22 protein-coding genes are annotated in these 24,487 nt (G+C 65.2%); 14 read left to right on the top strand and 8 right to left on the bottom strand.

What is annotated here, in order from left to right; all coding sequences use genetic code 11:
- Window positions 1–6: 6 nt before the first annotated feature.
- Genes tagH through ACU0AG_RS02825 form a run of 3 tightly spaced genes read right to left on the bottom strand, consistent with a single transcriptional unit; the run spans window position 7 to window position 4,362 of the window.
- Complete coding sequence (gene tagH, locus ACU0AG_RS02835; protein ID WP_482780742.1) at window positions 7–1,749, bottom strand: type VI secretion system-associated FHA domain protein TagH; 1,743 nt, start codon at window positions 1,747–1,749, stop codon at window positions 7–9.
- Complete coding sequence (locus tag ACU0AG_RS02830) at window positions 1,746–2,321, bottom strand: DUF6931 family protein (protein ID WP_482780741.1); 576 nt, start codon at window positions 2,319–2,321, stop codon at window positions 1,746–1,748. Before ACU0AG_RS02830 ends, tagH begins: the two co-directional genes overlap by 4 nt.
- A gap of 52 nt (window positions 2,322–2,373) precedes the next feature.
- Window positions 2,374–4,362 carry a type VI secretion system Vgr family protein gene (locus ACU0AG_RS02825; RefSeq protein ID WP_482780740.1) on the bottom strand — a complete coding sequence of 663 codons (1,989 nt, stop codon included), beginning with the start codon at window positions 4,360–4,362 and terminating at the stop codon, window positions 2,374–2,376.
- Window positions 4,363–4,603: 241 nt separating this feature from the next.
- Between ACU0AG_RS02825 and ACU0AG_RS02820 the strand changes: the two genes are divergently transcribed.
- The 12 genes from ACU0AG_RS02820 to ACU0AG_RS02765 all read left to right on the top strand — a co-directional run bounded on the left by ACU0AG_RS02820 (window position 4,604) and on the right by ACU0AG_RS02765 (window position 17,491).
- Window positions 4,604–5,362, top strand: a complete 759-nt coding sequence (locus ACU0AG_RS02820; protein ID WP_482780739.1) for an OmpA family protein — start codon at window positions 4,604–4,606, stop codon at window positions 5,360–5,362.
- Window positions 5,363–5,391: 29 nt separating this feature from the next.
- Complete coding sequence (locus ACU0AG_RS02815; RefSeq protein WP_482780738.1) at window positions 5,392–6,414, top strand: type VI secretion system protein TssA; 1,023 nt, start codon at window positions 5,392–5,394, stop codon at window positions 6,412–6,414.
- 91 nt (window positions 6,415–6,505) lie between these two features.
- Window positions 6,506–7,024 (top strand): type VI secretion system contractile sheath small subunit, encoded by a 519-nt coding sequence (gene tssB, locus ACU0AG_RS02810; protein WP_482780737.1) that lies wholly within the window; start codon window positions 6,506–6,508, stop codon window positions 7,022–7,024.
- 59 nt (window positions 7,025–7,083) lie between these two features.
- On the top strand, window positions 7,084–8,571 hold the full coding sequence (tssC, locus tag ACU0AG_RS02805; protein ID WP_482780736.1) for a type VI secretion system contractile sheath large subunit: 1,488 nt from the start codon (window positions 7,084–7,086) through the stop codon (window positions 8,569–8,571).
- Window positions 8,572–8,612: 41 nt separating this feature from the next.
- Window positions 8,613–9,095: an Hcp family type VI secretion system effector gene (locus ACU0AG_RS02800; RefSeq protein ID WP_482780735.1), complete on the top strand. Its 483-nt coding sequence runs from the start codon at window positions 8,613–8,615 to the stop codon at window positions 9,093–9,095.
- Window positions 9,096–9,125: 30 nt separating this feature from the next.
- Window positions 9,126–9,917 carry a type VI secretion system accessory protein TagJ gene (locus ACU0AG_RS02795; RefSeq protein WP_482780734.1) on the top strand — a complete coding sequence of 264 codons (792 nt, stop codon included), beginning with the start codon at window positions 9,126–9,128 and terminating at the stop codon, window positions 9,915–9,917.
- Window positions 9,918–9,919: 2 nt separating this feature from the next.
- Entirely contained in the window at window positions 9,920–10,450 is a 531-nt protein-coding gene (tssE, locus tag ACU0AG_RS02790; RefSeq protein ID WP_482780733.1) for a type VI secretion system baseplate subunit TssE, read from the top strand.
- On the top strand, window positions 10,450–12,306 hold the full coding sequence (gene tssF / locus ACU0AG_RS02785; protein ID WP_482780732.1) for a type VI secretion system baseplate subunit TssF: 1,857 nt from the start codon (window positions 10,450–10,452) through the stop codon (window positions 12,304–12,306). Before tssE ends, tssF begins: the two co-directional genes overlap by 1 nt.
- Window positions 12,270–13,313, top strand: coding sequence for a type VI secretion system baseplate subunit TssG (gene tssG, locus ACU0AG_RS02780; RefSeq protein WP_482780731.1), 1,044 nt, complete (start codon window positions 12,270–12,272; stop codon window positions 13,311–13,313). The genes tssF and tssG overlap by 37 nt, the downstream gene beginning before the upstream one ends.
- Complete coding sequence (gene tssH / locus ACU0AG_RS02775; RefSeq protein ID WP_482780730.1) at window positions 13,310–15,973, top strand: type VI secretion system ATPase TssH; 2,664 nt, start codon at window positions 13,310–13,312, stop codon at window positions 15,971–15,973. The genes tssG and tssH overlap by 4 nt, the downstream gene beginning before the upstream one ends.
- Before the next feature lie 14 nt (window positions 15,974–15,987).
- Window positions 15,988–16,422, top strand: a complete 435-nt coding sequence (locus ACU0AG_RS02770; protein WP_482780729.1) for a hypothetical protein — start codon at window positions 15,988–15,990, stop codon at window positions 16,420–16,422.
- Between the two features lies 1 nt (window position 16,423).
- Window positions 16,424–17,491, top strand: coding sequence for a hypothetical protein (locus tag ACU0AG_RS02765; protein ID WP_482780728.1), 1,068 nt, complete (start codon window positions 16,424–16,426; stop codon window positions 17,489–17,491).
- 370 nt (window positions 17,492–17,861) lie between these two features.
- Here the strand turns inward: ACU0AG_RS02765 and ACU0AG_RS02760 are convergent, their stop codons facing one another.
- Genes ACU0AG_RS02760 through ACU0AG_RS02745 form a run of 4 tightly spaced genes read right to left on the bottom strand, consistent with a single transcriptional unit; the run spans window position 17,862 to window position 19,539 of the window.
- Window positions 17,862–18,158, bottom strand: a complete 297-nt coding sequence (locus ACU0AG_RS02760) for a hypothetical protein (RefSeq protein WP_482780727.1) — start codon at window positions 18,156–18,158, stop codon at window positions 17,862–17,864.
- A 39-nt stretch (window positions 18,159–18,197) separates the two neighbouring features.
- A complete protein-coding gene (locus tag ACU0AG_RS02755; protein WP_482780726.1) occupies window positions 18,198–18,491 on the bottom strand; it encodes a hypothetical protein in 294 nt (97 codons plus the stop codon).
- A complete protein-coding gene (locus tag ACU0AG_RS02750; protein WP_482780725.1) occupies window positions 18,484–18,699 on the bottom strand; it encodes a type II toxin-antitoxin system antitoxin in 216 nt (71 codons plus the stop codon). Before ACU0AG_RS02750 ends, ACU0AG_RS02755 begins: the two co-directional genes overlap by 8 nt.
- 6 nt (window positions 18,700–18,705) lie before the next feature.
- Window positions 18,706–19,539, bottom strand: coding sequence for an SPFH domain-containing protein (locus ACU0AG_RS02745; RefSeq protein ID WP_482780788.1), 834 nt, complete (start codon window positions 19,537–19,539; stop codon window positions 18,706–18,708).
- A gap of 232 nt (window positions 19,540–19,771) precedes the next feature.
- Here ACU0AG_RS02745 and ACU0AG_RS02740 point away from each other — a divergent pair, with 232 nt between their 5' ends.
- Complete coding sequence (locus ACU0AG_RS02740; protein ID WP_482780724.1) at window positions 19,772–21,748, top strand: TIR domain-containing protein; 1,977 nt, start codon at window positions 19,772–19,774, stop codon at window positions 21,746–21,748.
- Window positions 21,749–21,794: 46 nt separating this feature from the next.
- On the top strand, window positions 21,795–22,046 hold the full coding sequence (locus ACU0AG_RS02735) for a hypothetical protein (RefSeq protein ID WP_482780723.1): 252 nt from the start codon (window positions 21,795–21,797) through the stop codon (window positions 22,044–22,046).
- 103 nt (window positions 22,047–22,149) lie between these two features.
- Here the strand turns inward: ACU0AG_RS02735 and ACU0AG_RS02730 are convergent, their stop codons facing one another.
- Window positions 22,150–24,471, bottom strand: a complete 2,322-nt coding sequence (locus ACU0AG_RS02730) for a trypsin-like serine protease (RefSeq protein ID WP_482780722.1) — start codon at window positions 24,469–24,471, stop codon at window positions 22,150–22,152.
- Window positions 24,472–24,487 lie beyond the last annotated feature (16 nt).

Below are 24,487 nucleotides of genomic sequence, written 5' to 3'. Positions count from 1 at the left end.
CGCCGGTCAGCGGCGAGGGCGCTGGTTTGCCTCGTCGTAGGCCTTGCGGAATTCGCGCGAGAAGACTTCGAGGAAGGCCTCTGCCGATCCTTCGGCCACCCCGCTGAACTGCGCTTCGTAGGCCTTCCACAAGGCCGCCTCGCGCTGGCCGGGCAGCACCTTCGACAAGAGGCCCTGTTCCTTGGTGCGGGCCTTGATCGCGGTGGGCGAAAAGCGGTTCAGCGTCTCGCGCAGCGCGCCCTGCATCGCTTTCAGCGTGGCGATCTGGTGGGCTTGCAGATCGCGATAGGCTTCCTCGATCGCGTCTTCTGCCTCCATATAGCCGCGCAGGCTGGGATTCAGCATCATCTGCAGGGCCTGATCGACATTGCGCGCAAACTTGAGCGGGTTGTTGCCATCAAAGCCGAGCGCTGTGCCCGCCGCCCCCATCTCTTCCTTGGCGCGGGCGCGGGCTTCGAGCAGGATCATCAGGCCCGCCAGCAGGTGGCGCAGCATCCGTCCGGTTTTGGCAGCGGCTTCCTCGGGCGTGAGTTTGACCTGGCTCGAATGCACGCCAAGCTCGCCCAGCAGCGCGCCGAACACCGCATCGTGGCGGACGGGCGGCGGCGGCATGACAGGATCATTGTCGACCGTGGTCGGGTGCGGCACCGGCGAGGGGCGCACGCGCACCGGCGGCACTGTCGCTGCCGGGGTGGGAGCAGGAGCGAGCGGCGGCGCCGGAGGCTGGGCGGGCAGTCCGGATGGTGTCGGCGCGGCGCCTCCCGGTCCCCATGGCCCGACCGTCGCCTGATCGGCGGTTTCGGGCCATGCCGAGGCCGGCGGTGCGGAGGGATCGAGCGGCGCGAAAGGATCGCCGCCACCCGAAGGAAAGGCGGACGGGGGCGGGGGTGACAGCGAGGAGGGAGGCACCGGCGGGGGCGGAGTGGCGAAAGGATCGTCCGACAGCGGCGCAAATCCGCCGCCGCTTGCCGGAGTGCTGTCAAATCCGCCGGGCAAGGGATCGAAAGCCCCGCTGCTGCCGCCAATGCCCGCGGGCGGCGGCGCAGGCGCGGGCGCGCTGCTGCCCCCCGGCAAGGGGGCAAAACCCGATGGCTCGCTGTCATCGACTGCAAAGGGATCGAAGGCCGGATCGACCGACCACGAGGCATTGTTCCAGTCGATCTCGTTCTTGGCGGTGAAGTCGCTGAAGATGTCGTCGGCACTGGGGGCGGAGGAGGCGCGGGCGACATCTTCCGACCACACCGAATTGCGTTCGGGCGCAGCCGTGCCGGGAATGTCCCAGCCGCCGTCCGCCGCAAAACCGGGCGTTGCGGGAGGCGGCGGCGGAGCGGCGGAGCGCCCGCCGGGCACATCGTCCCAATCCTGCCACGCCGGCCCTCGCGCCGCGGCGGCGGATTGTTCCTGTTCGGCCTGATGCTGCTGCAAGGCCCCGCCGCTCAACCGCGCTTCGATCACATAGGGCCCGATGCGCACCCGGTCACCCGGCGCGATCCGGTGCGCGCCTTCCAGCCGCTGGTCGGACTGGCCCACGAAGGTTCCGTTGGTGCTGCCGTAATCGACCAGATAATAGGCGCCGTTGCGGAACTCGATCACGCAATGCTTGCCCGAAACCGAGCGCGATTCGTCGGGCAGCACCCATTCGCAGGTCAGCGAGCGGCCGAGATTGGCGCCCCGGTTGTTGAGCACCAGTTCGGGGTTGGCGCCGTGCTCCACGCCTGCGCCATTGATGATCTTGAGTGTGAGGGTCATGTCGTCAGGGCGGCCGCGCGTCCGCTGGTTGCCAGCTTGTCGGCAAGGTCGAGAATGCGTCCGGCAAAGCCCGGGCCCTGCGCCGCGCCGGTGGCGACCACCGATTGCACCGCGCCTGCCACCAGCTGGCCCATCAGCCCCGGTTCGGCCGGAACGGGCGGGGTGTCTTCGGGCGCGATCGACCCGCCGGAAAAGAACACCGCCAGCCCGATCAGGCTTTCGGGCCATTCGCGGTCGGACTGCTCCACCAGCCGTTCCACGCTGCGGCGGTTCTCGTCGTCGGGCTCGCCCAGCCAGCGCTGGATGGTGTCGCGCAGCAGCATCCGCGCCGCGTAATCGGGATCGGCAGGATCGAGCGCGGGCAGGCTTGCCAGCGCCCAGTCGATCGCTTCCAGCTTGGGCAGGGCCGCGGCGACATAGGCAATCGCGGGCATGATCTCGCCCTGCTTGCGCAATTCGCGGAAATAGCCATCGGGCGCGACATCTTCGGCCGGCCACAGCGCGGGCGGCAGTTTGGCTTCCTCGGCAATCTGCCGGGCAGAGCTCCAGAAGACGATGGTCCAGTCAGTCATGGCGTGCGGCGCTGTTCCTTCAAGGCGCTGGAGATTCGATCAGGCGTGCCCGTCAGTTGATCTTAATCAGCGCACCCTTCTCGGTCAAAATCCCGCCTGCGGAAACCTCGGTCATGGCGTTGCCCTTGACGTTGACCATCAGCGACGTGATCGACGCCTGCGTCGGCGTGAGTTTCAGCACCGTCTGCCCCACCTTCAGTTCGATCGACTGCATCGCCTCGATCGTGACCTTGCCCATGCTGGTCTTGATGGTGAGGTTGCCCTGGCTGATGGTCAGCTCGTCATTGCCCTTGCTGATCGTGGTCTTGCGGTTGCCATCGGTGATGGTGTTGGTTTCGTTCTTCTTGAGCGTGTATTTGCGGTTGCCGTCGATCGTGACCTTTTCGTCATTCTTGACGTAGCGCTGGCGGTCGTAACCGACCTTCAGCTCCTCGTTGTGGCCGATATGGGTGCTGGTGTCGTAGCGCACGCGAATGTTCATGTCGCGCTCGGCATGGATGAACAGTTCTTCCTTGCCGCCCTTGTCCTCGAACCGGATCTCGTTGGCCTTGGGCTCGCCCGTGTCGAGCTTCTCGGCCTGGGTATAGGCCTTCTGCTCGCCATAGGTCAGCGTGCGCCACACGGCGCGGGTCTTGTTGCCGGGCAGGGGGTAGATCGGCATGTGTTCGGCGTTGAACACGCGGCCAATCACCACCGGCTGATCGGGATCGCCGTGCAGGAAATCGACCAGCACCTCGTGGCCGACCCGCGGCAGGATGATGTTCCCCAGCCCGCCGGTCTGCGAGACGCGGATCCAGCAGGTCGATTTCTCGTCCGGCGTGCGGGCGCGGTCCCAGTGGAAGCGCACTTTCACGCGGCCATATTCGTCGGTGTAGATCGTCTCGCCCGAAGGCCCGGTGACGATCGCCGACTCGACCCCGACAACCCGCGGCTTTTCGGTGCGGCGCACGGCGCGGAACTGGGTCTTGGCAGGGATCGCGAGGAAGCTCACATCGTCTTCGGCGGTCGTTCCCGTGCCCGAATGATAACTCTGCGCGCGCAGCGAATGCTGCGTGGCGATCACCAGATATTCGTCGTTGAAGCGCCCGACCGGATGGTTGGAAACCTTGATCGTCGCACCGGCGCACAGGCTCTTGGCGCTGGTGCGACCGATGAAGGTGCGGCGGCGGGCGCGGAATTCCTCCAGCCTGACCTTGCTCAGCCGGTTGGCGCGGGCCGCGGTGATGAACTGGCCGGGGTAGTCGTAATGCTCCTGCGCGTCCTTGGGATGCTGGGCTTCGTCCATCGCCTTGCCATCGACCGGATCGACCGGCTTCTTGAAGTCGTAATCGCGCAGCGCGACCTGCTCGTGCCCGCTGCTCGCGACTCGCTCGGCCCAGCTGTTGAGTGCGTGGTGGCCGCCCAGTTCGGCCGCGACATGATAGGCCTGCGCGCTGCCGGCGGCGGCATTGAAGGCGAGAATCGGGTGCTTGCCCGGCTTGTGGGTGCTCGCCTTGTCGCAGATCACCATCAGGTGCTTCTGTTCGGAATGCTCGAAGAAATAATACAGCCCCTCCTGCTCCATCAGGCGCGAGAGGAAGTGGAAATCGCTTTCGGCGTATTGCACGCAATATTCGAACGGCTCGTAGCTTTCGCTGACCCGCAGTTCGTAATCGGTGATTCCGGCTGACGCAAAGACATCCTTGATGATGTCGATGACGGTCTTTTCCTGGAAGATCGCAAAGCCGCGCTTGCTCGCCATGAAATGGGTGAAGGGGCGCAGCGAGAGGTTGTAATGGAACCCGTCGCCATCTTCGGTCAGGTGCGCGCCTTCAACCAGCAAGCCGTTGAAATGGCGGACGACCTCCTGTTCCTCGAAAACGGTGATGCTGACCGGTTCGCCGATATGCGGGGCCAGATCGATCTCGCCCAGCGTCGCGACGATCTGCAATTCGACCTCGAACGGGCTCGACAACTCCTCGCGCGCGGAGAGGGAGACATACTCCACCTGTTCGCCGCCAAGGTCCACCGCCAGCCTGATTTCGCGGTATTCCGATGTCATCGCGAAAAGCCCCCCACACCTCTGTTCACCATGCGGTGCCACCCGGTTCCGCTGTCGGCCATCTTCCCATGGATGGATGCCCCCAATTGGGACGGACCGCTCTCGTTCGGCTTGTAACTCGTCGGGCGAAGTGTTACCGCAAGCCTAGCAAAAGACAAACGTCTAATTCGTTCTGGTCGTATCTGGTCGCACTATTGTTTCACGCCTGCAATTGCAGGGCAATTCGATCTGGAGTCGAATCATGAAGACCCGTTTTCCGATGATTGCTGCGGTGGCCATGATCGCCACGCCGTTCGCCGCCCAGGCCTCGACTTCGGCCGAGCAGGAACTGGATCCTGCGCGTGTGGCGGAACTGGTGTGCCAACTCACCGGTGATTGCGGGGAGCCTGTCATTGAAGATGCGGCGCTCGATCCTGATGCGCAGGTCGTTGTGGGGGTCCGTGCCGGCAATGCGACTCGGCCTGCGACGCCGTTCCCCGATTTCAAGACGCTTCAGGCGCTCAAAAAGTCCGGCAAGAGCGGTGTGACGGCCTCGGCTCCGGTCGCCTCCCGCCCCAATCGCGAAGTGGCCCGTGTGGCCCGCAGCGAGATGAAGGCTCCGGTCGTCGGTCGCCGCGGTTCGTCGGCGGGTGCGGTCGAAGTGGCTGAAGCTGTCGCGAAGCGCGCCAACCTGTTTGTGACCTTCCGTCTGGGCTCCGCCGAGCTTGAGCCTGCGGCGGTCAAGGAAATCAATGCAGTTGCCGAAGCGTTCCGTCAAAGCAGTGCTGCGGGCAAGGTGAAGAAGGTGCGGATCGCCGGTCACACCGATGCCACCGGCGATGACGAAGTGAACAACAAGCTTTCGGCCGATCGCGCCGCGGCGGTGCGGCAGGCGCTGCTTGATCGCGGGATCCCGGCTGAAATGCTCGAAGCGCAAGGCTTCGGCAGCACCCAGCCGATCGATGGCTACGAAGCCACCAACGGGATCAATCGCCGGGTCGAGGCGGTCGTTATCGAATAACCGACCGGCTCGATTGGGGGGCAACGAGCGTGAAGACTATCGAAGAATTGCTGGCGCCCGTTTCCGACGAGCTGCCATGCGGCGAGGATCTGGACGAAAGTCTGGAGTTCGATACGCTGCGTGCAGCGTTCGATGACGATTTCCCGATCGACACCGGCATGACGACCCTCGCCGAGGGCGAGAAGCGCGCGGCACCTGCCAACTGGTCGGAACTGTTCGACAATATCGAGACGCTGTGCGGCCAGACCAAGGATCTCTACCTCGCGGTCAGCTATGCCCGCTGCGGCATCGTGCGCGGCGATCCTGACATTGTCGATCAGGGCCTGCAATTCGCGGCACGCCTGCTGGAAGAGCACTGGGACACGGTCCATCCGGTGGTGGATGATCCGGGCGGGCGCCTGCGCGGTCCGCTGTTCGAGGATCTGGCGCGGCGCGGTGCCTTTGCGATGCCGTTCCTCGGCATGCCGCTGGTGCTCGGCAATCGCGGCAGTCTCAAGGGCGAGCAACTGCTCGACGTGCACGAAAACGGGGCATCGTCGAATGATTTCCCGATGGTGCGCGGCACGCTCGACCAGCTCGATGACGAGGGCAAGGCGGCGGTGGCCACGCAGCTGGCCTCGATGCGCGATGCGATCAACCGGATCGAAGCGGTGCTGCGCGAAAAGAACGTCAGCGGCCGTCCCGACTTCGGCACGCTGCGCGATACGCTGGGCATGGTCGAGGAAGCCTATCTCGCGCTCGCCGGCCTCGCCGAGCCCGAGGCGGAAGACGAAGAGCCGGGTGCCGAAGATGCGGCGGCCGATGCCGAAGTTTCCACCGGCGGCGGCGCTGCTTTCGGCGGTGCGGTGAAGTCGCGCGACGATGTGCTCAAGGCGCTGACCGCGATCGAGCAATACTACACCCGCGCAGAACCCGGCCACCCGATGCGCCTCGCCATGGGGCGGCTGCGCAGCTGGGTGGGCAAGGACTTCATGGAAATCCTTGAAGACATTGCGCCGCGCAGTCTCGACGAAGTGAAAAGTGTTTTGCTTGAGCGTCGCGATGTGGAATGATCATGGTTGATCAAGTCTTTCAACGGTCGGCTGGGCGAGTCGTAATCGCTTTTGCTGGAACAGTTCCAGGGCCGATCAAGGGGGGAATGTAATGTCGGATTCCGGACAGAAGTTTATCAGCCGCAACCGTTCGCCGCGGGTGCACATCTCTTATGATGTGGAAACCTACGGCGCCCGCAAATCGGTGGAGCTGCCGTTCGTGATGGGCGTCATCTCCGACCTTTCGGGGAAGAGCGAAGTCGCCAAGAAAGATCTCAAGGATCGCGATTTCGTTGAATTCGATGTCGACAATTTCGACAAGCGCATGGCCGCGATTGCGCCGCGCGCGGCCTTCCTCGTCGACAACGAGATCGAAGGCGAAGGCAAGATCGGCATCGACCTGACGTTCAAGAAGATGGACGATTTCGATCCGGGCAAGATTGCCGAAAACGTGCCGGCGCTGGCCAAGCTGCTCGAAGCGCGCCGCCAGCTCAACGATCTGCTGATCGCCATGGACGGCAAGCAGAACGCCACCGAGCTGCTGGAAAAGGTGATGCAGGATGAGAACCTGCTCAAGGCGCTCAGCGCGGCTCAGGCCGCAGACTCCGCCGCTCCGGAAGCCGGCGAATAAACCCTTTCTTCGCAAGCGCCTTCGGGCGCTTGTTTTTTGAGTTCGTAACGGAGGACATGATGGCATCGGATCCATCGAAACTGGATCAGGCACAGGTCGCGGAAGCGATCTCGGTTGATGATTTCGCCGAGCTGATCCAGCGCGATTTCAAGCCGCGTTCTGACGAGAAGCGCACCCAGATCGAAGCCGCGGTCAAGACACTCGCCCAGCAGGCGCTGTCGGGCGCGGTCAAGATGGGCGACGATGTGTTCTCGACCATCGATGCGATGGTGGCGGAAATCGACCGCAAGCTTTCGAAGCAGATGAACGCGATCCTGCATCACCCCGAACTTCAGGCGCTGGAATCGGCCTGGCGCGGGCTCGATTATCTGGTGTCGGGCAGCGAGACCGGACAGGATCTCAAGATCCGGGTTATGAACATCAGCCAGTCCGAACTCTCGGCGATGTTCAAGCAGTATCGCGGCAATGCCTGGGACCAGAGCCCGCTGTTCAAGAAGGTCTACGAATCCGAATTCGGCCAGCTTGGCGGCACGCCTTTCGGCGCCTTTGTCTGCGACATGTATTTCGACCATTCGTCGAAGGACCTCAACGTGATGAAGGGCCTCGCCCGCATCGGCGCAGCCTCGCACGCACCGATGATCGCGGCGGCGGATTCGAACCTGCTGGGCATGGACAACTGGACCGAGGTGTCCGATCCGCGCGATCTGGCCAACCGCTTCGACACCACCGAACATGCTGCCTGGAATGCCTTCCGCAGCTCGGACGACAGCAAGTATCTCGCGCTCACGATGCCGCGCATCCTTGGCCGTGCGACCTACTCGATGAAGGACAATCCGATCGAGGAGTTCGTGTTCGACGAAGTCACCGACGGCCAGCATGACAAGCACCTGTGGGTCAATTCGGCCTATGCGCTGGCGGTGCGGATCAACGCGGCCTTCCGCGAATATGGCTGGTGCACGCGCATCCGCGGGGTTGAATCCGGCGGCACGGTGAAGGATCTGCCGATGGCGACCTTCCCGACCGATGATGGCGGTGTCGACCAGAAGTGCCCGACCGAAGTGGCGATTTCCGATCGCCGCGAGGCCGAGCTGTCCGATCTTGGCCTGATCCCGCTGATCCACCGCAAGGGCACCACCGATGCGACCTTCATCGGATCGCAGACCGTGCACAAGCCGGCCAAATACGACGATCCCAACGCCACCGCCAATGCGCGGCTGGCTGCGCGTTTGCCCTATCTGTTCGCCAGCTGCCGTTTCGCACACTATCTCAAGTGCATGGTGCGTGACTGGGTGGGGGGCACCCGCGAAGGCCCGCAGCTTCAGGCGGATCTGAGCGACTGGGTGCACCAGTATGTTACAGCGGACCCGGATTCAGCGGGCGAAGATACCAAGGCGCGTTTGCCGCTGAAGCGTGCCGAAGTCACTGTCGAACCGGATCCCGAGAATCCGGGCTATTACAAGAGCCGCTTCCTGTTTGTGCCCCACCACCAGTTGGAAGGCATGGATGTGAGCGTCAGCATGGTGTCGCAGTTGCCGCAGGGCAAGTAATTTGAATGGCGTGATGCAGTTCCAAGCGATGGAGAAATAACATGGAAGTTTCGATCTTTCTGAAACTCGACGGGATCGAGGGCGAATCGACCGATGACGGTCACACCAACGAAATCAAGCTGAGCAGCTGCAGCTTCTCGGCCTTCAACTCCTCGTCGTACAACAACGCTTCGAAGACCGTTTCGAAGGGTCAGGCCAATATGGGCGACATCGCCTTCTCGAAGGAAGTCGACAAGACTTCGGTCGCGCTGTTCAAGGCCTGCGCTTCGGGCAAGGTCATCCCCAAGGGCGTGATCTCGTTCCAGTCGAACGTCGGCGACGACAAGAAGATCGACTTCCTCAAGTACGAGCTCGAGAATGTGGTGATCAACAACTACAACTTCTCGGCCGCGAGCATGACCGACGAAAGCGGCAGCCTCACCTATGCCAAGATCACGCAGGTCTATGACCAGCGCGATGAAAAGGGCACGTCGAAGGGCAAGGTCGAAGGCTACTTCGACGTTCTGCTCAACAAGGCTGGCTAATCGGCCTGTCGGGGGGCAGCGAGGCAAGAAATGGTCAAGGCTGATGAACTGCTTGCCTCAGGCGATGTTGCCGCTGCCCGCCAGCAACTGATCGAAGAAGTGCGTGCGAACCCCGGCAATGTCGGGGTTCGCATGTTTCTGTTCCAGATGTGCGCCCTGCTGGGCGAATGGGACAGGGCCAAGGCGCAGCTGGAAACGCTGGCCCGGCTTGATCCCGAAGCGCGGATGCTGTCGGTCGCCTACACCCAGTGCATCGCTGCCGAAGCGGTGCGGGCTGATGTGTTCGCCGGAAAGCTTCCCGCGCCGATCCTTTCCAAGGTCGAATGGGGCGATGCGCTCGCCGCGGCCCTGCAGGCCCGCCAGTCCGGTGCGGGCGATGCCGACGCGCTTTACGCACAGGTGTTCGATGCCGCGCCGACGACCGCGGGCACCACCGATGCGGGCCATGAGTTTGACTGGATTGCCGATGCCGATCCGCGGCTTGGCCCTGTAACCGAGGCGATCATCGCCGGACGTTACGGACTGATGCCGTTCTGCGCGCTGGAAAGCCTCACTATCAATGCGCCGGTCGATCTGCGCGACACGGTGTGGATCCAGGCCGAATTCGGCCTCGCACAGGGCGCCCGCGTCGCCGGGTTCATCCCGCTGCGCTATCCCGGCAGCGAAGCGGCCAACGACGCCGCTATGGTGCGCGGCACCGCCACCGGCTGGCTGGCCGATGATCACGGGGAATATCCCCTCGGCCACCGGCTGTTCGCCTTCTCCGACGGCAGCGAAGTGCCGGTGCAGGAACTGCGCGAATTGACCTTGCGAACGGGCTGACGATGTCGGTCAAGGTCCGTCTCACCCCAACGCTGTTCGACAAGCTGGCATCGGGCAATGATTTCGGCGGCCTGTCTGCCGATGCCGACATGCCCACGGTGGGGCGCGAGGACTTCCGCAATTTCGCGGTCGCCAATCTTGAACGCTTTTCGGAAAAGTCGCTGCGCGCCTCGGTTATGCGCGATCTGGCGTGGTTGCTGAACACGATCTCGTTCGAATCGACGCAGGATCTGTCGCGCCACACGCAGGTGCGCGATTCGGTGCTCAATTTCGGGGTGCGGGATTTTGCCGGGCGGTCGCTGGGGCGCGATGCCGCACGCGAACAGGCCCGCGAGATCCGCCGCGCGATCCTGCGGTTCGAACCGCGCATCAATCCGGCCAGCTTGAGGGTCGAACCGCGCGGGCGGGTGGACGGATCGGGCAAGGTCGGCTTCGTAATCGAGGGCGAGATCACCGGCGGCCCGCAACTGATGCCCGTCCGCCTGAAGACCGATGTCGATCTGGAAACCATGACCGTCGAAGTGAGCGAGTGATGGATCCCCGGCTGGTCGAATATTACGAGGCCGAACTCGAATATCTGCGCGTCCAGTCGCTGGAATTTGCCGAAAAGCACGAAACCGTCGCCACCCGCCTCGGCCTGACCGGCGGGGAGCGCGATCCTTATGTTGAACGCCTGCTCGAAGGCGTGGCTTTCCTGTCGAGCCGGGTGCAGCTGAAGCTCGACGACCAGTTTCCCGAATTCACCCAGCACCTGCTTCAGGCGGTGCAGCCGCATTACCTTTCGCCCACCCCGTCGATCTGCATTGTCGGAGTCGATCCGGTGGTCGGCGATCCGGGCCTAGCCCGCGGCCATACCATCCCGCGCCGCACCCAGTTTTCGGCCGAGCCGCAGGGCAAATCGCGCACTCCGGTGATCTTCGAAAGCGGACAGGCGGTGACGCTCTGGCCGCTCAGGATTGCTGCGGCGGAATATGTCGGCAGCCGGGCGGGCGCGGCGCGCTATGCCGATCTGGCGGGTGTGCGGGCGCAGGCGGCGCTGACCATCCGGCTTGAGGCGCAGGACGGGATCGACCTTTCGACCATCGCGGCAGAGGAACTGCCAATCTACCTCGACGGGGGCGAGGGCGTGGCGAACGAGCTCTATCGCCAGCTGATCGGCGAGGCGATTGCGGTGGTCGCCCGCCCGCTGGATGTCGCAGGGGCTGCGCACGTCCTGCTCGACACACCGGCGCAGCACGGCTTTGGCGAAGATTGCGCGCTGCTGCCCGATGATGGCCGCACGCTGTCTGCCTATCGCCTGCTGACCGAATACTTCGCCTGCCCCGAACGCTTCCGCTTCGTGAAGCTGCGCTCGTTGCAGCGGGCGCTGGCGCTGTCGAGCAAGGCGGTGGAGATCACCATCCTGTTTTCGCGCTCGTCCGATGTGCTGGTGCAATCGGTGGGGGAAAGCAATCTGCGGCTGTTCGCCACGCCTGCGATCAACCTGTTCGAAAAGCCATTGAGCCGCATCCCCTTCAGCGAGGAAAGCCACGAATTCCAGGTGGTGGCCGACCGCGACGGGCCGCTCGATTTCGAGGTGTTCCGCCTGCTCAGGGTCGAGGCGTTCGATCGCCAGAACCAGAACCCGCGCGAGGTTGCGCCGCTCTATTCCTATGGCTCGCTGCTGTATGATTACAAATCGGCGCTGTTCTACACCACGCGGCTGCGGCTGCGGCAAATGTCGCGCAAGGAACGGCGGCTGCGCGGGCGAGAGGACTATATCGGCACGGATATGTTCATCTCGCTGACCAGTCCCGGCGATCCGGAGCGGCTGGAGAGTGTGCACGATCTGGCGCTGCGGGCGCTGGTGACCAACCGCGAACTGCCGGTCGATATGAAGGTGTCGGGCGATTTCCACCTGTCCGCGCCCAGTGTCGCGGCGCGGGCGATCAAGATCCTGCGCTCGCCCACCCGCCCGCTGCCGCCGCTGGGCCTTGGCGATGCGGCATGGCGGGTGATCGGGCATCTCACCCCCAATTACGCCACGCTGGTGGGCGAAGGCAGCGGCGATGGCGAGATGCTGCGCAACCACCTTGCGCTTTATGGCCGGGCCGATGATCCGGTCATGCGCTCGCAGATCGACGGGATCGTCGGGGTCAGGGGCACCCACGTTACCCGCCGCGTGCCGGGGCTGGGCCGGATGGCGCTGGCGCGGGGGCTGCGCATCGATGTCGAGCTGGATGATGCCGCCTTCGATCAATCGCGCATCTTCCTGTTCAGTGCGGTGATCGAACGGTTCCTCGCCGGGTTCGTGACGGTCAATTCCTTCACCGAGACCCATTTCTTCACCAAGCAACAGGGGGAGGTCGCCGTATGGCCGCCGAGGATCGGGACGCGCGAGCCTATCTGACCTTCGCCGAACGTGCAGCGGCCGCGCCGCAGCGGTTCAGCCTGTTCGCGCTTGTGCGCGGGCTGGCGGCGCGGGCGCGGGGCAAGCCGCCGGTCGGGCGCAGCCGCCTGCCTTCGCAGGATGTGGTGCGGCTGCGGCAGGTGCCGCACACCCGCTTTCCCGCAGCGACGCTCGACACAGTCGATGTGGCGGCGGGGCGGGCCGAGGCTTCGGGATTTTGGCTGGGCCTGACCGGGCCGATGTCGCCGCTGCCGCTGCATCTTACCGAATTTGCGGCCTATGAACGCAAATATGCCAAGTCCTATCCCTTCGGCGACTTCCTCGACCTGCTGGCCGGGCGCTTCCTGCAACTGTTCTACCGCGCATGGGCGGTGTCGCAGCCGGCGGTGCAGGCGGACCGGCTGGAAGATGACAATTTCGCCGACTACATCGGCGCGCTGACCGGCGCGCGCGAAGGGGCGAGCGAGCAATCGGCCTTCTCTGCCAACACGCGCCTGCACTATGCCGCGCTGTTCGCCTCGCGCCGCAGCGCCGGGGCGATTGCCGGCGGATTGCAGCACCTGCTCGGCCTGCCGGTGACCTTGCGCGAATTCGTGCCGGTGATGCGCGACATCGCACCCGAGGACCAGACGCGGCTGGGGGTATGCCACCACCGGCTGGGTGATGCCTTGCTGGGGCGGCAGGTCTATCTGGTGGCCGACCGGTTCGAGGTGCGGATCACCGCGCAGACCCATCAGCAGTTCCGCCGCCTGCTTCCCGGTGGTGACCAGTTCGCACTGGCGGCAGAAGCGCTCGATGCGCTGGCTCCGTCGCACCTCGAATGGGGCGTGACCCTGTGCCTGCCACAGGCAGAGGTGCGTCCGGCGCGGCTGGGCGACAATGCGCAGCTTGGCTGGTCTTCATGGATCGGCAAGCCAGCCAATGACGATCTTCGCAGCGATGTACATTTGCGCCGCCACTCTGCCGCAATGCAGAAGGGCGCGCGTCTTGGGGGACAGATGACATGACCGAAATCAGCCGCTCAGCCCTGTTCGGGCGCCTTAACCCGACCGCCCTGAAAGCGATCGAAAGCGCCACCGGCTTCTGCAAGATGCGCGGCAACCCCTATGTCGAGCTGGTGCACTGGGTGCACATCCTGCTGCAAGACGCCCAGAACGATGTCGCCGCGATCCGCCGCGCCTTCAACATCGACGATACCCAGCTGGCACGCGATACGGTCGCCGCGCTCGATGCGCTGCCGCGCGGGGCGAGCGCGATTTCGGATTTTTCGCCCCAGATCGAGGAAGCGATCGAGAAGGGCTGGCTTTATGCCTCGCTGCAATTCGGCGCGGCCAAGGTGCGCAGCGGGCATCTGATTTACGGGATGCTCAAGACCAACACGCTCAGGAACGCGCTTCAGAACATCAGCCTCGAATTCCGCAAGATCGACGCGAACCGGCTGGCGAGCGATTTCGAGAATGTGATGCGCGGATCGACCGAGACGACGCAGGTGGCAGGCGCGGCGGCCGATGCGGGCGGTGGCGGATCGGGCGCGGGTGCGGGCAGCGCGACGGGCGAAGGCAGCGCGCTGGCGCAATTTTCGATCGACCTCACGCAAGCGGCGCGGGACGGCAAGATCGAGACGATTATCGGCCGCGATGCCGAAGTGCGCCAGCTGGTCGATATTCTGCTGCGCCGCCGCCAGAACAATCCGATTCTCGTCGGCGAGGCGGGCGTGGGCAAGACCGCGGTGGTCGAAGGCTTTGCCAAGCGGCTGGCCGAAGGCGATGTGCCGCCCGCGCTGCAGGGCGTCACCCTGCGCACGCTCGACATCGGGATGATGCAGGCGGGGGCGAGCGTGAAGGGCGAGTTCGAAAAGCGCCTGCGCGCGGTGATCGACGAGGTCGAAGGCTCGGCCACCCCGATCATCCTGTTCATCGACGAGATTCACACGCTGGTTGGCGCAGGCGGTGCGGCGGGCACGGGCGATGCGGCAAACCTGCTCAAGCCCGCGCTGGCCCGCGGCAATTTGCGCACAATCGGCGCGACCACCTATGCCGAATATCGCCAGTATTTCGAGAAAGACCCGGCGCTGACCCGCCGTTTCCAGACGGTCGATATTGCCGAGCCGGACCGCGAAAAGGCGATCCTGATGATCCGCTCGATCGCGCCGATGATGGAAAACCACCACAAGATCGTGGTGCTCGACGAGGCGGTCGATGCCGCTGTCACCCTGTCGCAGCGCTATGTGCCTGCCCGCCAGCTGCCCGACAAGGCGGTAAGCCTGCTCGATACCGCAGCGGCGCGGGTCGCCGTCTCGCAGCACGGCACCCCGGCGCGGGTCGAGGATCGCAAGCGCAAGCTCGAACTGCTGGAGGTCGAACGCGAGGTGGTCGAGCGCGAGCGCGGCGCGCAATACCGCAGCGACGATCGCCACGAGAAGATCCTCGCCGAGATCGAGGAGGCGAGGGCCTCGCTCGATGAGGCGATGGCCAAGTGGGAGGGCGAAAAAGCTGCGCTCGCCAGAGTGGTCGAAGCCCGCGACGCCCTGACTGCCGCCCGCGCGCCGGTGGAAGACGGCGCGGAGCCTGCGGGCGATGAAGCCGCCGCCATGGCCGCGCTGAAAGAGGCGCTCGATGCGCTCCATGAGGCGCAGGGCGATGATCCGATGGTGTTCGGCGTGGTCGATGGCGATGCGGTGTCGGCCGTCGTCGCCGACTGGACGGGCATTCCCGTGGGCCGCATGGTCAAGGACGAGATCAAATCGACGCTCGATCTGGCCGAACGGATGAAGGCCCGCGTGATCGGGCAGGATCACGCGATGGACGCGATTGCCAAGCGTATCCAGACCAGCCGCGCCAAGCTCGACAATCCGAACAAGCCGGTCGGCGTGTTCATGCTGTGCGGCCCTTCGGGCGTCGGCAAGACCGAAACCGCGGTGGTCCTTTCCGAGCTGCTGTTTGCCGGCGAGGAATCGATGATCACCATCAACATGAGCGAGTTCCAGGAAGCGCACACTGTCTCCACCCTGAAAGGCGCGCCTGCCGGTTACGTCGGCTATGGACAGGGCGGCGTCCTGACCGAGGCGGTGCGGCGCAGGCCCTATTCGGTGGTGCTGCTGGACGAGGTGGAAAAAGCCCACCCCGATGTGCACGAGATGTTCTTCCAGGTGTTCGACAAGGGCTTCATGAACGATGCCGAAGGGCGGTATATCGACTTCAAGAACACCCTGATCCTGCTGACCAGCAATTGCGGCACCGATCTGATCATGGACATGTGCGCCGATCCGGAACTGATGCCGGAACCCGAAGCCATGGCGCAGGCGCTCAGGCCCGAACTGCTCAAGGTCTTCCCGCCCGCGCTGATCGGGCGCACGGTGCAGCTCGCCTATGTGCCGCTGAGCAAGGAAATGCTCGGTGGGATCGTGCGCATCCAGCTCGACCGGATCAAGAAGCGCATCCACGGCAACCACAAGATCGCCTTCACCTATGGCGACGATGTGATCGAATATATCGTGGCGCGCTGCACCGACGGGGATTCGGGCGGGCGCATGATCGACAACATCCTGACCAACACGATGCTGCCGGAAATGTCGGTGCAACTGCTGGAAAAGCAGATGGACGGCGCGGCGGTATCGACCATCACGGTCAAGGCCGGGGACAGCGGGTTCATCTACGATTTCGGGTGAGGGGGGAGAAGGACATGCCTTTCGGTTGGGAAAAAGTGGAGCGTGACAGCGCCGAATACGAAGCCTGCGTTGCGGCCACGTCTGTCGTCGGAGTGGGTGCTGGCGGGATTACCGGCGGTGCCGGAGCCGCGCTTACTGCGGGCCTTTCGGTGCCGGTGCTGATGGCGGCCGGCGGAGCCCTGGGTTACGTGGCGGGATATCTGGCCTGCCCCTATCTCGCCCCGGCTGTGAAAAAGAAGCTGATGGCGGGCGAGAGGATCACCCACAACGAAGCCAAGAACGCCATCGAGGCGATGCACCTCTACGGCAATTTCACAAACGAGCAGCAGACGCTGACGACGTTTGCCGGGTTGAGGCAGATGCTGGCCACGGGCAATCAGAGCGCCCCGACGCCGCAGTCTCAGGCAAATCTCGTCGGGCCGCAGGTCGAGCGGAGTGCCGCCTCCTGACATGACCGACCTCTATCTCCTCAGCGCGCGCAATTCCTGCAGTGCACAGGATCTGATCGGGCAGAGTTACCTCTCGCCCGATGGCGATATCGCGCAGCGGTTTTTGCAGGCCAATGCCTTTGCCAAGCCGACCGACCGGCTGATGCGCGGGGAGCTTTATGCCATTCCCGGTCTTGGCGATGGCCCGCGGATGGAGCCGGGGATGATCGGCAAGATGGTCTCGCAGACCAACTTCGCCACCCGCAACCAGCGCACCGAACCGGCGGCGGACGAATTCAACGCCAATTTCGGCTGGATGAAGGATCTGCTCACCAGCGATGCGACCAAGGCCGGGATGGAGACGGTCGCCGGGACGCTCGAATATTTCGAGAAGCGCGCCGAAAAGATCGCCACCACCTTCCGGCAATACAAGAGCACCTATGACCTGACGGTGAAGACGCAGGGCTTCTACCAGAACAGCGCCGCCAAAAGCGCGCGGGCGATGCTTGATCGCGAGCTTCAGGCGCAGCTGACCGGGATCACCCGCTCAAGCTTTCTCGACCGTCCCCACACCGCCAACATCAAAGATCAGCTCGGCATCAGCCACAAGGCGCTGAAAAACCAGGTCAAGCTGGGCAAGAACCTGAAGGAACTGGAAAAGATCGAGGCTGCCGCCAAGAAGGCGCAGGGCATCTCATCGCACCTCAAAAAGGGTGGCACGGTGCTGAAAATCGTCTCGGTCGGCGCCACTGTGACCGAGATCGGCGAGGAGTTCGCCACTGGCGGCACCAAGAAAGGCCTGATGAAAACCGGCGAGGAAGGCTTCGGCCTTGCGGGTAGCGCGCTGGGCGGCAGGCTTGGCGGCGCGGCGGGGGGCTGGGCTGCGGGCGCGGCGATGGCCGCCTTCGGGGTTGGCACCGGCGGCCTCGGCTTTGTCGCGGTGGCGATCGGCGGCGTGGTGGTCGGCTCGATCGCGGGCGGCGCGGTCGGCGAGGAAGCCGGCAAGCACGTCTGGGGCAAATGGGGCGACGAAATCTACACCGCTGGCGAGGATGCCTTCGCCTACTTCAAGAAGCTGCGCACGAACTGATACCAAGGCGCGATGAATTCGTCTCATCGTGCCTTGGTAAAGCCCGTGCGGCGCCTGAGCATTTCCAGCGCGTGATGCGTCAGCATCTTAGAGCGGTTTCCGACCATTCTGACCCGCCCTGATCGCGCTCTGAAGCCCGCTGGACAGGAATGGCGCGCGGCAGGGGCTGGGGTTGCCCCTGCAAGCGCCGTGACGAAGCCAGCGGGCTTCAGAGCGCGACCCCTCCGCGGCGGGCCGAATTGGGCTGAGGGCCACGTTGCTCGTCGCTCGCGATGCGCTGCATCGCTCGCTCCTCGCGCCTTGCCCTCAGCCCAATTCGGCTCCGTCAGGGTGGGTCAGAATGGTCGGAAACCGCTCTAGCACGCTGGGTTTAACGCCCCCGGCGCCGGTTGCGCTCGGCCTCGCGCTTCAGCCTCAGCAGATCCTCGACATTGACCACTTCGGAGCGGGCGCGCATCCAGATGATGCCGCCCACGGTCCACACGGCCAACCCCAGCAGGAACACGGCCAGACCGATGGCGAAGGTGCTCTGGCTGTGCTGCCCCTCGCTGAACAGGGCAAAGCCGCCGATCATCAGCAGCGACAGCGAAATCCACCCCAGCAGCAGACGCCAGCCGCGGGCATTGCGCGGTTCGATATTGAACCCGCCCCATGCGTAGCGGGTCATGATGAATGGCTTTTCCTCGTTACGCATTTCAGGCTCCTGTCAGCGTTTGTTCGGCTTGTGCTTGTCCAGATCGATGATTTCCGCTCGCGCCCGCATCCAGCGCATCATGCCGATGAGGCACGCGGCGGTCGCCGACAGGAAACCCGCAAATCCGAGATACAATTCAGGACCGGATGGTTCACGTGACATGAACCACACGAACAGGCCGACGAGCCCCAGCAGGATTGCCTCCCAGGCATAGGTCTGTCGTCGCCCTTGCGCGTTGCGGGGGGTAACCCTGAACCTGCCGTTGGAAGAACGATACATCACGAAAGGCTTTTCCTCGTTACGCATCGCCTGTCCCCTCGTTGCCCGCAGCCGCCGGACGGCCGCGTTTGGGTGTTTTGCTGACCGCCACCTTCACCCCGCGCCGCGCCAGTGCCTCGCGCAGCAGCACCTCGATCTCGGCATTGACGCTGCGCAGCTCGGCATCGGCCATCCGCTGGACCGCATCGTGCAGCGCCGGATCGAGGCGCAGGGGAAAGGCTTTCTTCGCGGCCATGACCGGTCAGTAGAGCGAGCCCGCGTTGACCACCGGCTGGGCTTCCTGTTCGGCGCACAGCACCACCATCAGGTTCGAAACCATTGCGGCGCGGCGTTCGTCATCCAGTTCGACGACGTTCTTCTCGCTGAGCTGGGTCAGCGCCATTTCGACCATCGACACCGCCCCTTCGACCAGTTTGGCGCGGGCGGCGATCACCGCTTCGGCCTGCTGGCGGCGCAGCATCGCGCTGGCGATTTCGGGGGCATAGGCAAGGTGGGTGAGGCCGCATTCGTCGACCGTGATGCCCGCCACCGACAGCCGCTCGATCAGGGCGGCGCGCAGTTCCACGCCCACTTCCTCGTGATTGCCGCGCAGGGTGATTTCGAGATGCTCGATATCGTCATAGGGGTAACGCGATCCGATGGCGCGCACCGCGGCTTCCATCTGGGCGGTGACGAATTCGCGGTAATCATCGACATCGAACAGCGCCTGCGCGGTGTCGGTCACGCGCCAGACGACCTGCGCGGCCATCTCGATCGGGTTGCCGCGCGCGTCGTTGACCTTGATCTTTTCCGAAATCACGTTGTTGGCGCGCACCGCGATTTTCTTGCGCGCCAGCCAGGGCAGCACCCAACGCAGGCCTTCGTTGCGGTCGGTGCCCTTGTAGGCGCCGAACAGCTGGATCGCGGCGGCTTCATTGGGGTTGATCATGTAGAAGCCGGTGAGGATGAACAGGCCGATCACGCCGGTCACCAGCGCGCCGATCATCATCAGGCCGTCCACGTGAGGATCGGGAGCGACGGCGCGGATGAACATCCACACCGCGGCCGCCACCAGCACCAGGCTGACCAGCAGCATCACGTATCCGCTCTGCGTGGTGGCCGGAACTTCCCGGCTGCGATTGAGGGCAGGTGTATCAACAGAGGCCATGACGAATCTCCATGTGCGATATAATTATGATATCATATTTATATCAGGCCATGCGCCCGTCAAGCGGATTTGGGCGGCACACCTGCGCAACGCGCTTGGCGTGCGCCCCTGTTTCGCGGTAGCACGTGGTTTCTGGCGTGTGCGGGAGGGGGCAAGGGCAGTGCAGACCGGCGATGAAACCGCTCCGCCGCAGCGCCCTTTGCTGTTCCTCAGCTATTCGCGCACCGATCTTCCCAAGGCCCGCCCTGTCATCGATCTGCTGGAGGCAGCAGGGTTCGATGTGTGGTGGGACGGGCGGCTGGAGGGGGGCGAGAACTACCTCCAGACCACCGAGACCGCGCTCGAAGGGGCAGCGGCAGTGGTAGTGCTGTGGTCGGCAACGTCGACGCAATCGCACTGGGTGCGCGACGAGGCGCAGCGCGGGCGCGAGCGCGGTTGTCTGGTGCCGCTGACGATTGACGGGACGATGGCACCGCTGGGCTTCCGGCAGGTGCAACTGCTCGACATCAGCGGCTGGAACGGCAAGCCCGATGCCCCGGAAGCGGCACGGATCCTGATTGCGGTGCGGGCGCGGACGGGTGGTGCGCCGGACCCCGCTATGCTGCGCCCAGAGCCTCTCCTGACAGCGCCTCCCGCGCCGGAGGTGCGCGGTTTCGCGCTCTCGCGCCGCACGCTCATGCTCGGCGGAGCGGGGCTGGCCGGGGCGGCCGGATTGCTCGGCGCATGGCAGGCCGGGCTGTTCGGCAAGGGGGGCGACGGGGTGATCTCGATGGTCGTGATGCCCTTTGCCAACCTCAGCGGGGACGATGACCAGAAGTGGTTTTCCGACGGCCTTTCCAACGAGTTGCGATCGGTCCTCGCCCGCAATCCGCGGCTGAAGGTGGCGGCGCCGACGTCCTCCGGCGCGATCGAGGGGCAGGATGATTTCGCCATCGGCCGCACGCTCGGCGTCGGCCACGTCCTGCGCGGCTCTGTGCAGCGTGACGCGATGCGGGTGCGCGTTCTGACCCAGCTGGTGGCGATCGAGGGCGGGGAACTGCTCTGGTCGGGCAAGTATGACGGCGCGCTGGACGATGTCTTTGCGGTGCAGTCCGAAATCGCGGAAACCGTGGCGCTGGAACTGGTCGCCAAGGTGGCCTCTGACGGCGAGGCGAAGCAGGCGGTGGCCGCGCAGCAGCAGGTCGGCGGCACCGCCAATGTCGCCGCTTACGAGGCCTTCCTGCGCGGCATGGCGCTCTATGATCTGGGCTCGGGCGAGCAGGCCTATCGCGATGCGCTGGTGCAGTTCGATGCGGCGATCGCGCAGGACCCCGCCTATGCCGCGGCCCATGCGATGCGATCGGGCATTCTCGCCTCGCTCGCCACCAATGCCGCCAGCGACGGCGCGGAATCGCGGCGCCTGTTCACGCAGGCGATGGCTGCGGCGGAGCGGTCGCTGGAACTGGAGGAGCGGCTGGCGCGCGGGCATCTGGCCAAGGGCTTCGCGCTCGCCAATGGCTGGCTCAAGCGGGCCGAGGCGGTGCCGCATTATCTCGCGGCGCAAAAACATGCGCCGGGCGATGCCGATATCCTGCGCAGCGCGGCGACCTTCCATGCCTATGGCAAGGATCATGCGCTGGCGGGACGGATGATCGCGCAGGTGCTCGAACTCGATCCGCTCAACGCCCGCGCCTTCCGTTCGGCGGGCTATATCGCGCTGTTTGCGCGGGATTTCCCCAAGGTGGTGACACAGATGGAGCGGGCGCTGGAACTGAACCCCGGCCTCGCCAGCGCGCCCTTTGCGATTGCGATTGCGCGCCTGATGCAGGGCGATGCGGCAGGCGCGCTGGCCTCCGCCAAGGCCGAGCCGGGGGAGGCCTATGCCCTCACCGCCACCGCGATTGCCGCGCACCGGCTGGGCGACGGCGCGCAGTCCGATGCGGCGCTGGCCAGGCTGGAGCGCGACTATGCCGACAGCCGTTACCAGCAGGCGCAGGTCCATGCCCAGCGCGGTGCGGCGGACAAGGCGCTGGCGCTGCTCGATACCGCTTTCGGCACGCTCGATCCCGGACTGCTGTGGACGCCGAATGATCCGCTGCTCGATCCCCTGCGCGGTGAGGCGGCCTTCGGGGATTTGCTTTCGCGCCTCGGGTCGTGATACCTCTGGCACCGCCCGCACAGGGCGCAATATGGGGGTACTCAGCATGAAGAAAATTGTGACGATCGCGCTGGCAGGCGGCGCGCTGGCATTGGCAGCGTGCAGCGGCGAAACCGCCAAGGCACCCGAAGAAGCCGCCGCCACCGAAGCACCCGCCGAAGCGGCAGCACCGGCCGAAGGCGAAGCCACCGCAACGGCGGAAGAGGAACTCGATCCGACCGGCAATCCGATCGGCATGGATGCACCCGCCGCACCGGCCGAAGGCGCTGCTGCCGAAGCCGCTCCGGCCGCAGAATAAGCCATGATCGCCCGCGCAATGTTTCACGTGAAACATTGCGCGGGATGACCCTGAAAGGGGTCTAGAAGGGGTCTAGGACGACCTAAGAGGGGTCTAAGGCCACCTATCGTCGCACAGGCGGCAGGGTTGCCTTCAGCCAGCTTTGCACCCGCTGATGGGCCACCCGGATGAAACGGCTCGGCCTGCCGGTGGTCCCGCATTTGACCCCGCCGCTCACCACCCCGATCAATGTCGGTACCTTGTCGGGATCGCTGTAGGAAACCAGCGGGCCGCCGCTGTCGCCGCTGCATGCCTGCCCGCCTTCCGCGTCGCGCCCTTCATCGGCGCACAGCACCGAATCGCGCCGCACCGGCCCGTCGAACCGCTGCGCCGGATCGGTCACCCGCCGCTTGCGATCGGCAAAGCTGACGATTTCTGCCGTGCAGCTGGACAGATCGCGCAGCTTCACCCGCCCGCCGCGCAGGCGATCGGGGATCGTGCCATTCGCCACGGCGGTCAGGCCCCAGCCATAGGTGACGACGCGGCCCAGCGTTTCGACCTTGCGGGCGTGAAGCGGCACGGGATCAAGCCGGATGCGCGCCGGCACCAGCACATCGGCGCCGCGCTTCCCCCTGCCGGGATCATATTGCACCAGCGCAATATCGAAGGCGAGGCTGGCCGGATCGTAATCCGGGTGCCTGAAAGTGGCGATGATCGGGTAGCTGAAGCCGTCATTGCCGAATGCCTTGACCATGCCCAGCCGGACCACGTGCCCGCCTGTCCTGATCGATACCCCGCCCATGTGCTTGTCGTTGACGCAATGCGCGGCGGTCAGGATCCAGCCTTCGCGGATCACCGACCCGCCGCACAGCACCCGGTCCGGGTCCGACAGCGGGGAACGCCCGCGCATCGCCGGCCGCCAGATCAGCGCCTGCCATGGCGCAGCGCCCGGCTCAACCATGAAACCGCGCCGCACCCGCACCAGATTGTCGCACAGCGTATCGGTGTAGCTGACGCCTGCGAAAATCACCGTGGTGTTGGTGCAGATTCTGGCGCGATATTCGGCCTCTGCCCGCTCTTCTTCGGCATCATCCTCGGCCTGCTGTGCGGCGGCCTCTTCGGGGGTGAGTTCGGGCACGTAGCTGTCGCCCGCCAGCACCAGCGGGGTGGCCGGATCGTCGAAGATGGCGCGTTCGAGGCTCTTGCAGGCCATCTCGTCCCCGCCATCGCACAGGCGCGCGGTGAGTTCGAGTGCGCGCGGCGGATCGGCGGGCAGGCGCGTGCCCGACATCAGTTCTTCCGCCAGAGTGCTGCACGCGCCGTCCGATCCGGCATCGCAGGCCCGCGAGAGGTAGGCTTCGGCGCGCGCGGGATCGGGGATGCCGGTTGCGCGCCACACATCGAACACGCGGAAGGCGGCCAGTTCGCACACCTCGGCCGCATCGCCTGCCGCTGGCGCCGTGTCGCAGGCTGGGCCGAGCAGGGTGAGCGCATAGGCCCTGTCTTCCAGCGGGCCGCCCGATTGCGAATGGATCTTGCCCGCCGCGATGCAGGCGGCGCGCTCGCCGCCAGCGCAGGCGGCGTCCAGCGCGGGAATGGCGCGGATATCGGCGGCAGTCTGGCAGTAATAGGGCGCCAGCGTGCAGGCGCGGTCATAGAACACCAGCGCCCGTTCGCGGGCCGGTGCGCGCCGGTCGCGCCGCAGTTCGGCATGGCCAAGGTCGGTGCAGGGCCAGGCGTCCCCCGCCGCGCAGCCGATGCGGCGGTATTCATCCGCCTGCGCGCTGCCTTCGTCATCCCGCCAGTGCACAATGGCGCTGCGGCAGGCGTCCTTGTCGCCCCGGCGGCACATCCGGTCGAGCAGGGCGAGGCCTTCCGCCTGTTCGGCCGCGCTGCGATCTTGTCCGACGAGCAGTTCGGCCAGCGTGCGGCAGGCGGATGCGCTGCCCTTGGCGCAGGTGGCGCGCCGCAGCGCATCGGCGGCCTTGCGGTCGGGCGGGGCGGTGATGCCGCTGGCGAGATCGTCAGCCTCGGCTACGCAGGCCTCCAGCGCGCCAAGGCGGCAGGCGCGCACGAAATAGGCGTTGGCGATGATCGCGTCATGCGTCTCGCGGGTGCTGCGCAGCAATTGGCCGAGGCCATAGCACCCTTGCGCATCGGCGGCGTTGCAGGCGCGGCGGTAGAGCAGCTCTGCCACCGGGCGGTTCTGCGGGCGCCCGCGGCCATAGTGGTGGGCTTCGGCAACCGCGGTGCATCCGGCGAAATCGCCCGCTGCGCACCGGTTGGCGGCGGCCTCGGCCTCGGCGGCTTGGCGGGTGGCCTCATCGGCGGGCTGGTCGGGCCGGGCGCGGATCGAAGTGCTTTCGGGGTAGGAGCGCGGGATCGGGCCATCATCCGTCTGGCCGAGCGCCGGAACGCCTGTCAGCGCCAGGATCCCGCCGAGCACTATCGCCTGCCATCGC

The organism is Erythrobacter sp. RANMB8, assembly GCF_056848235.1.
The sequence above is the reverse complement of the archived record's forward strand: the minus strand, read 5'-3'. Positions and strand labels throughout refer to the sequence as shown.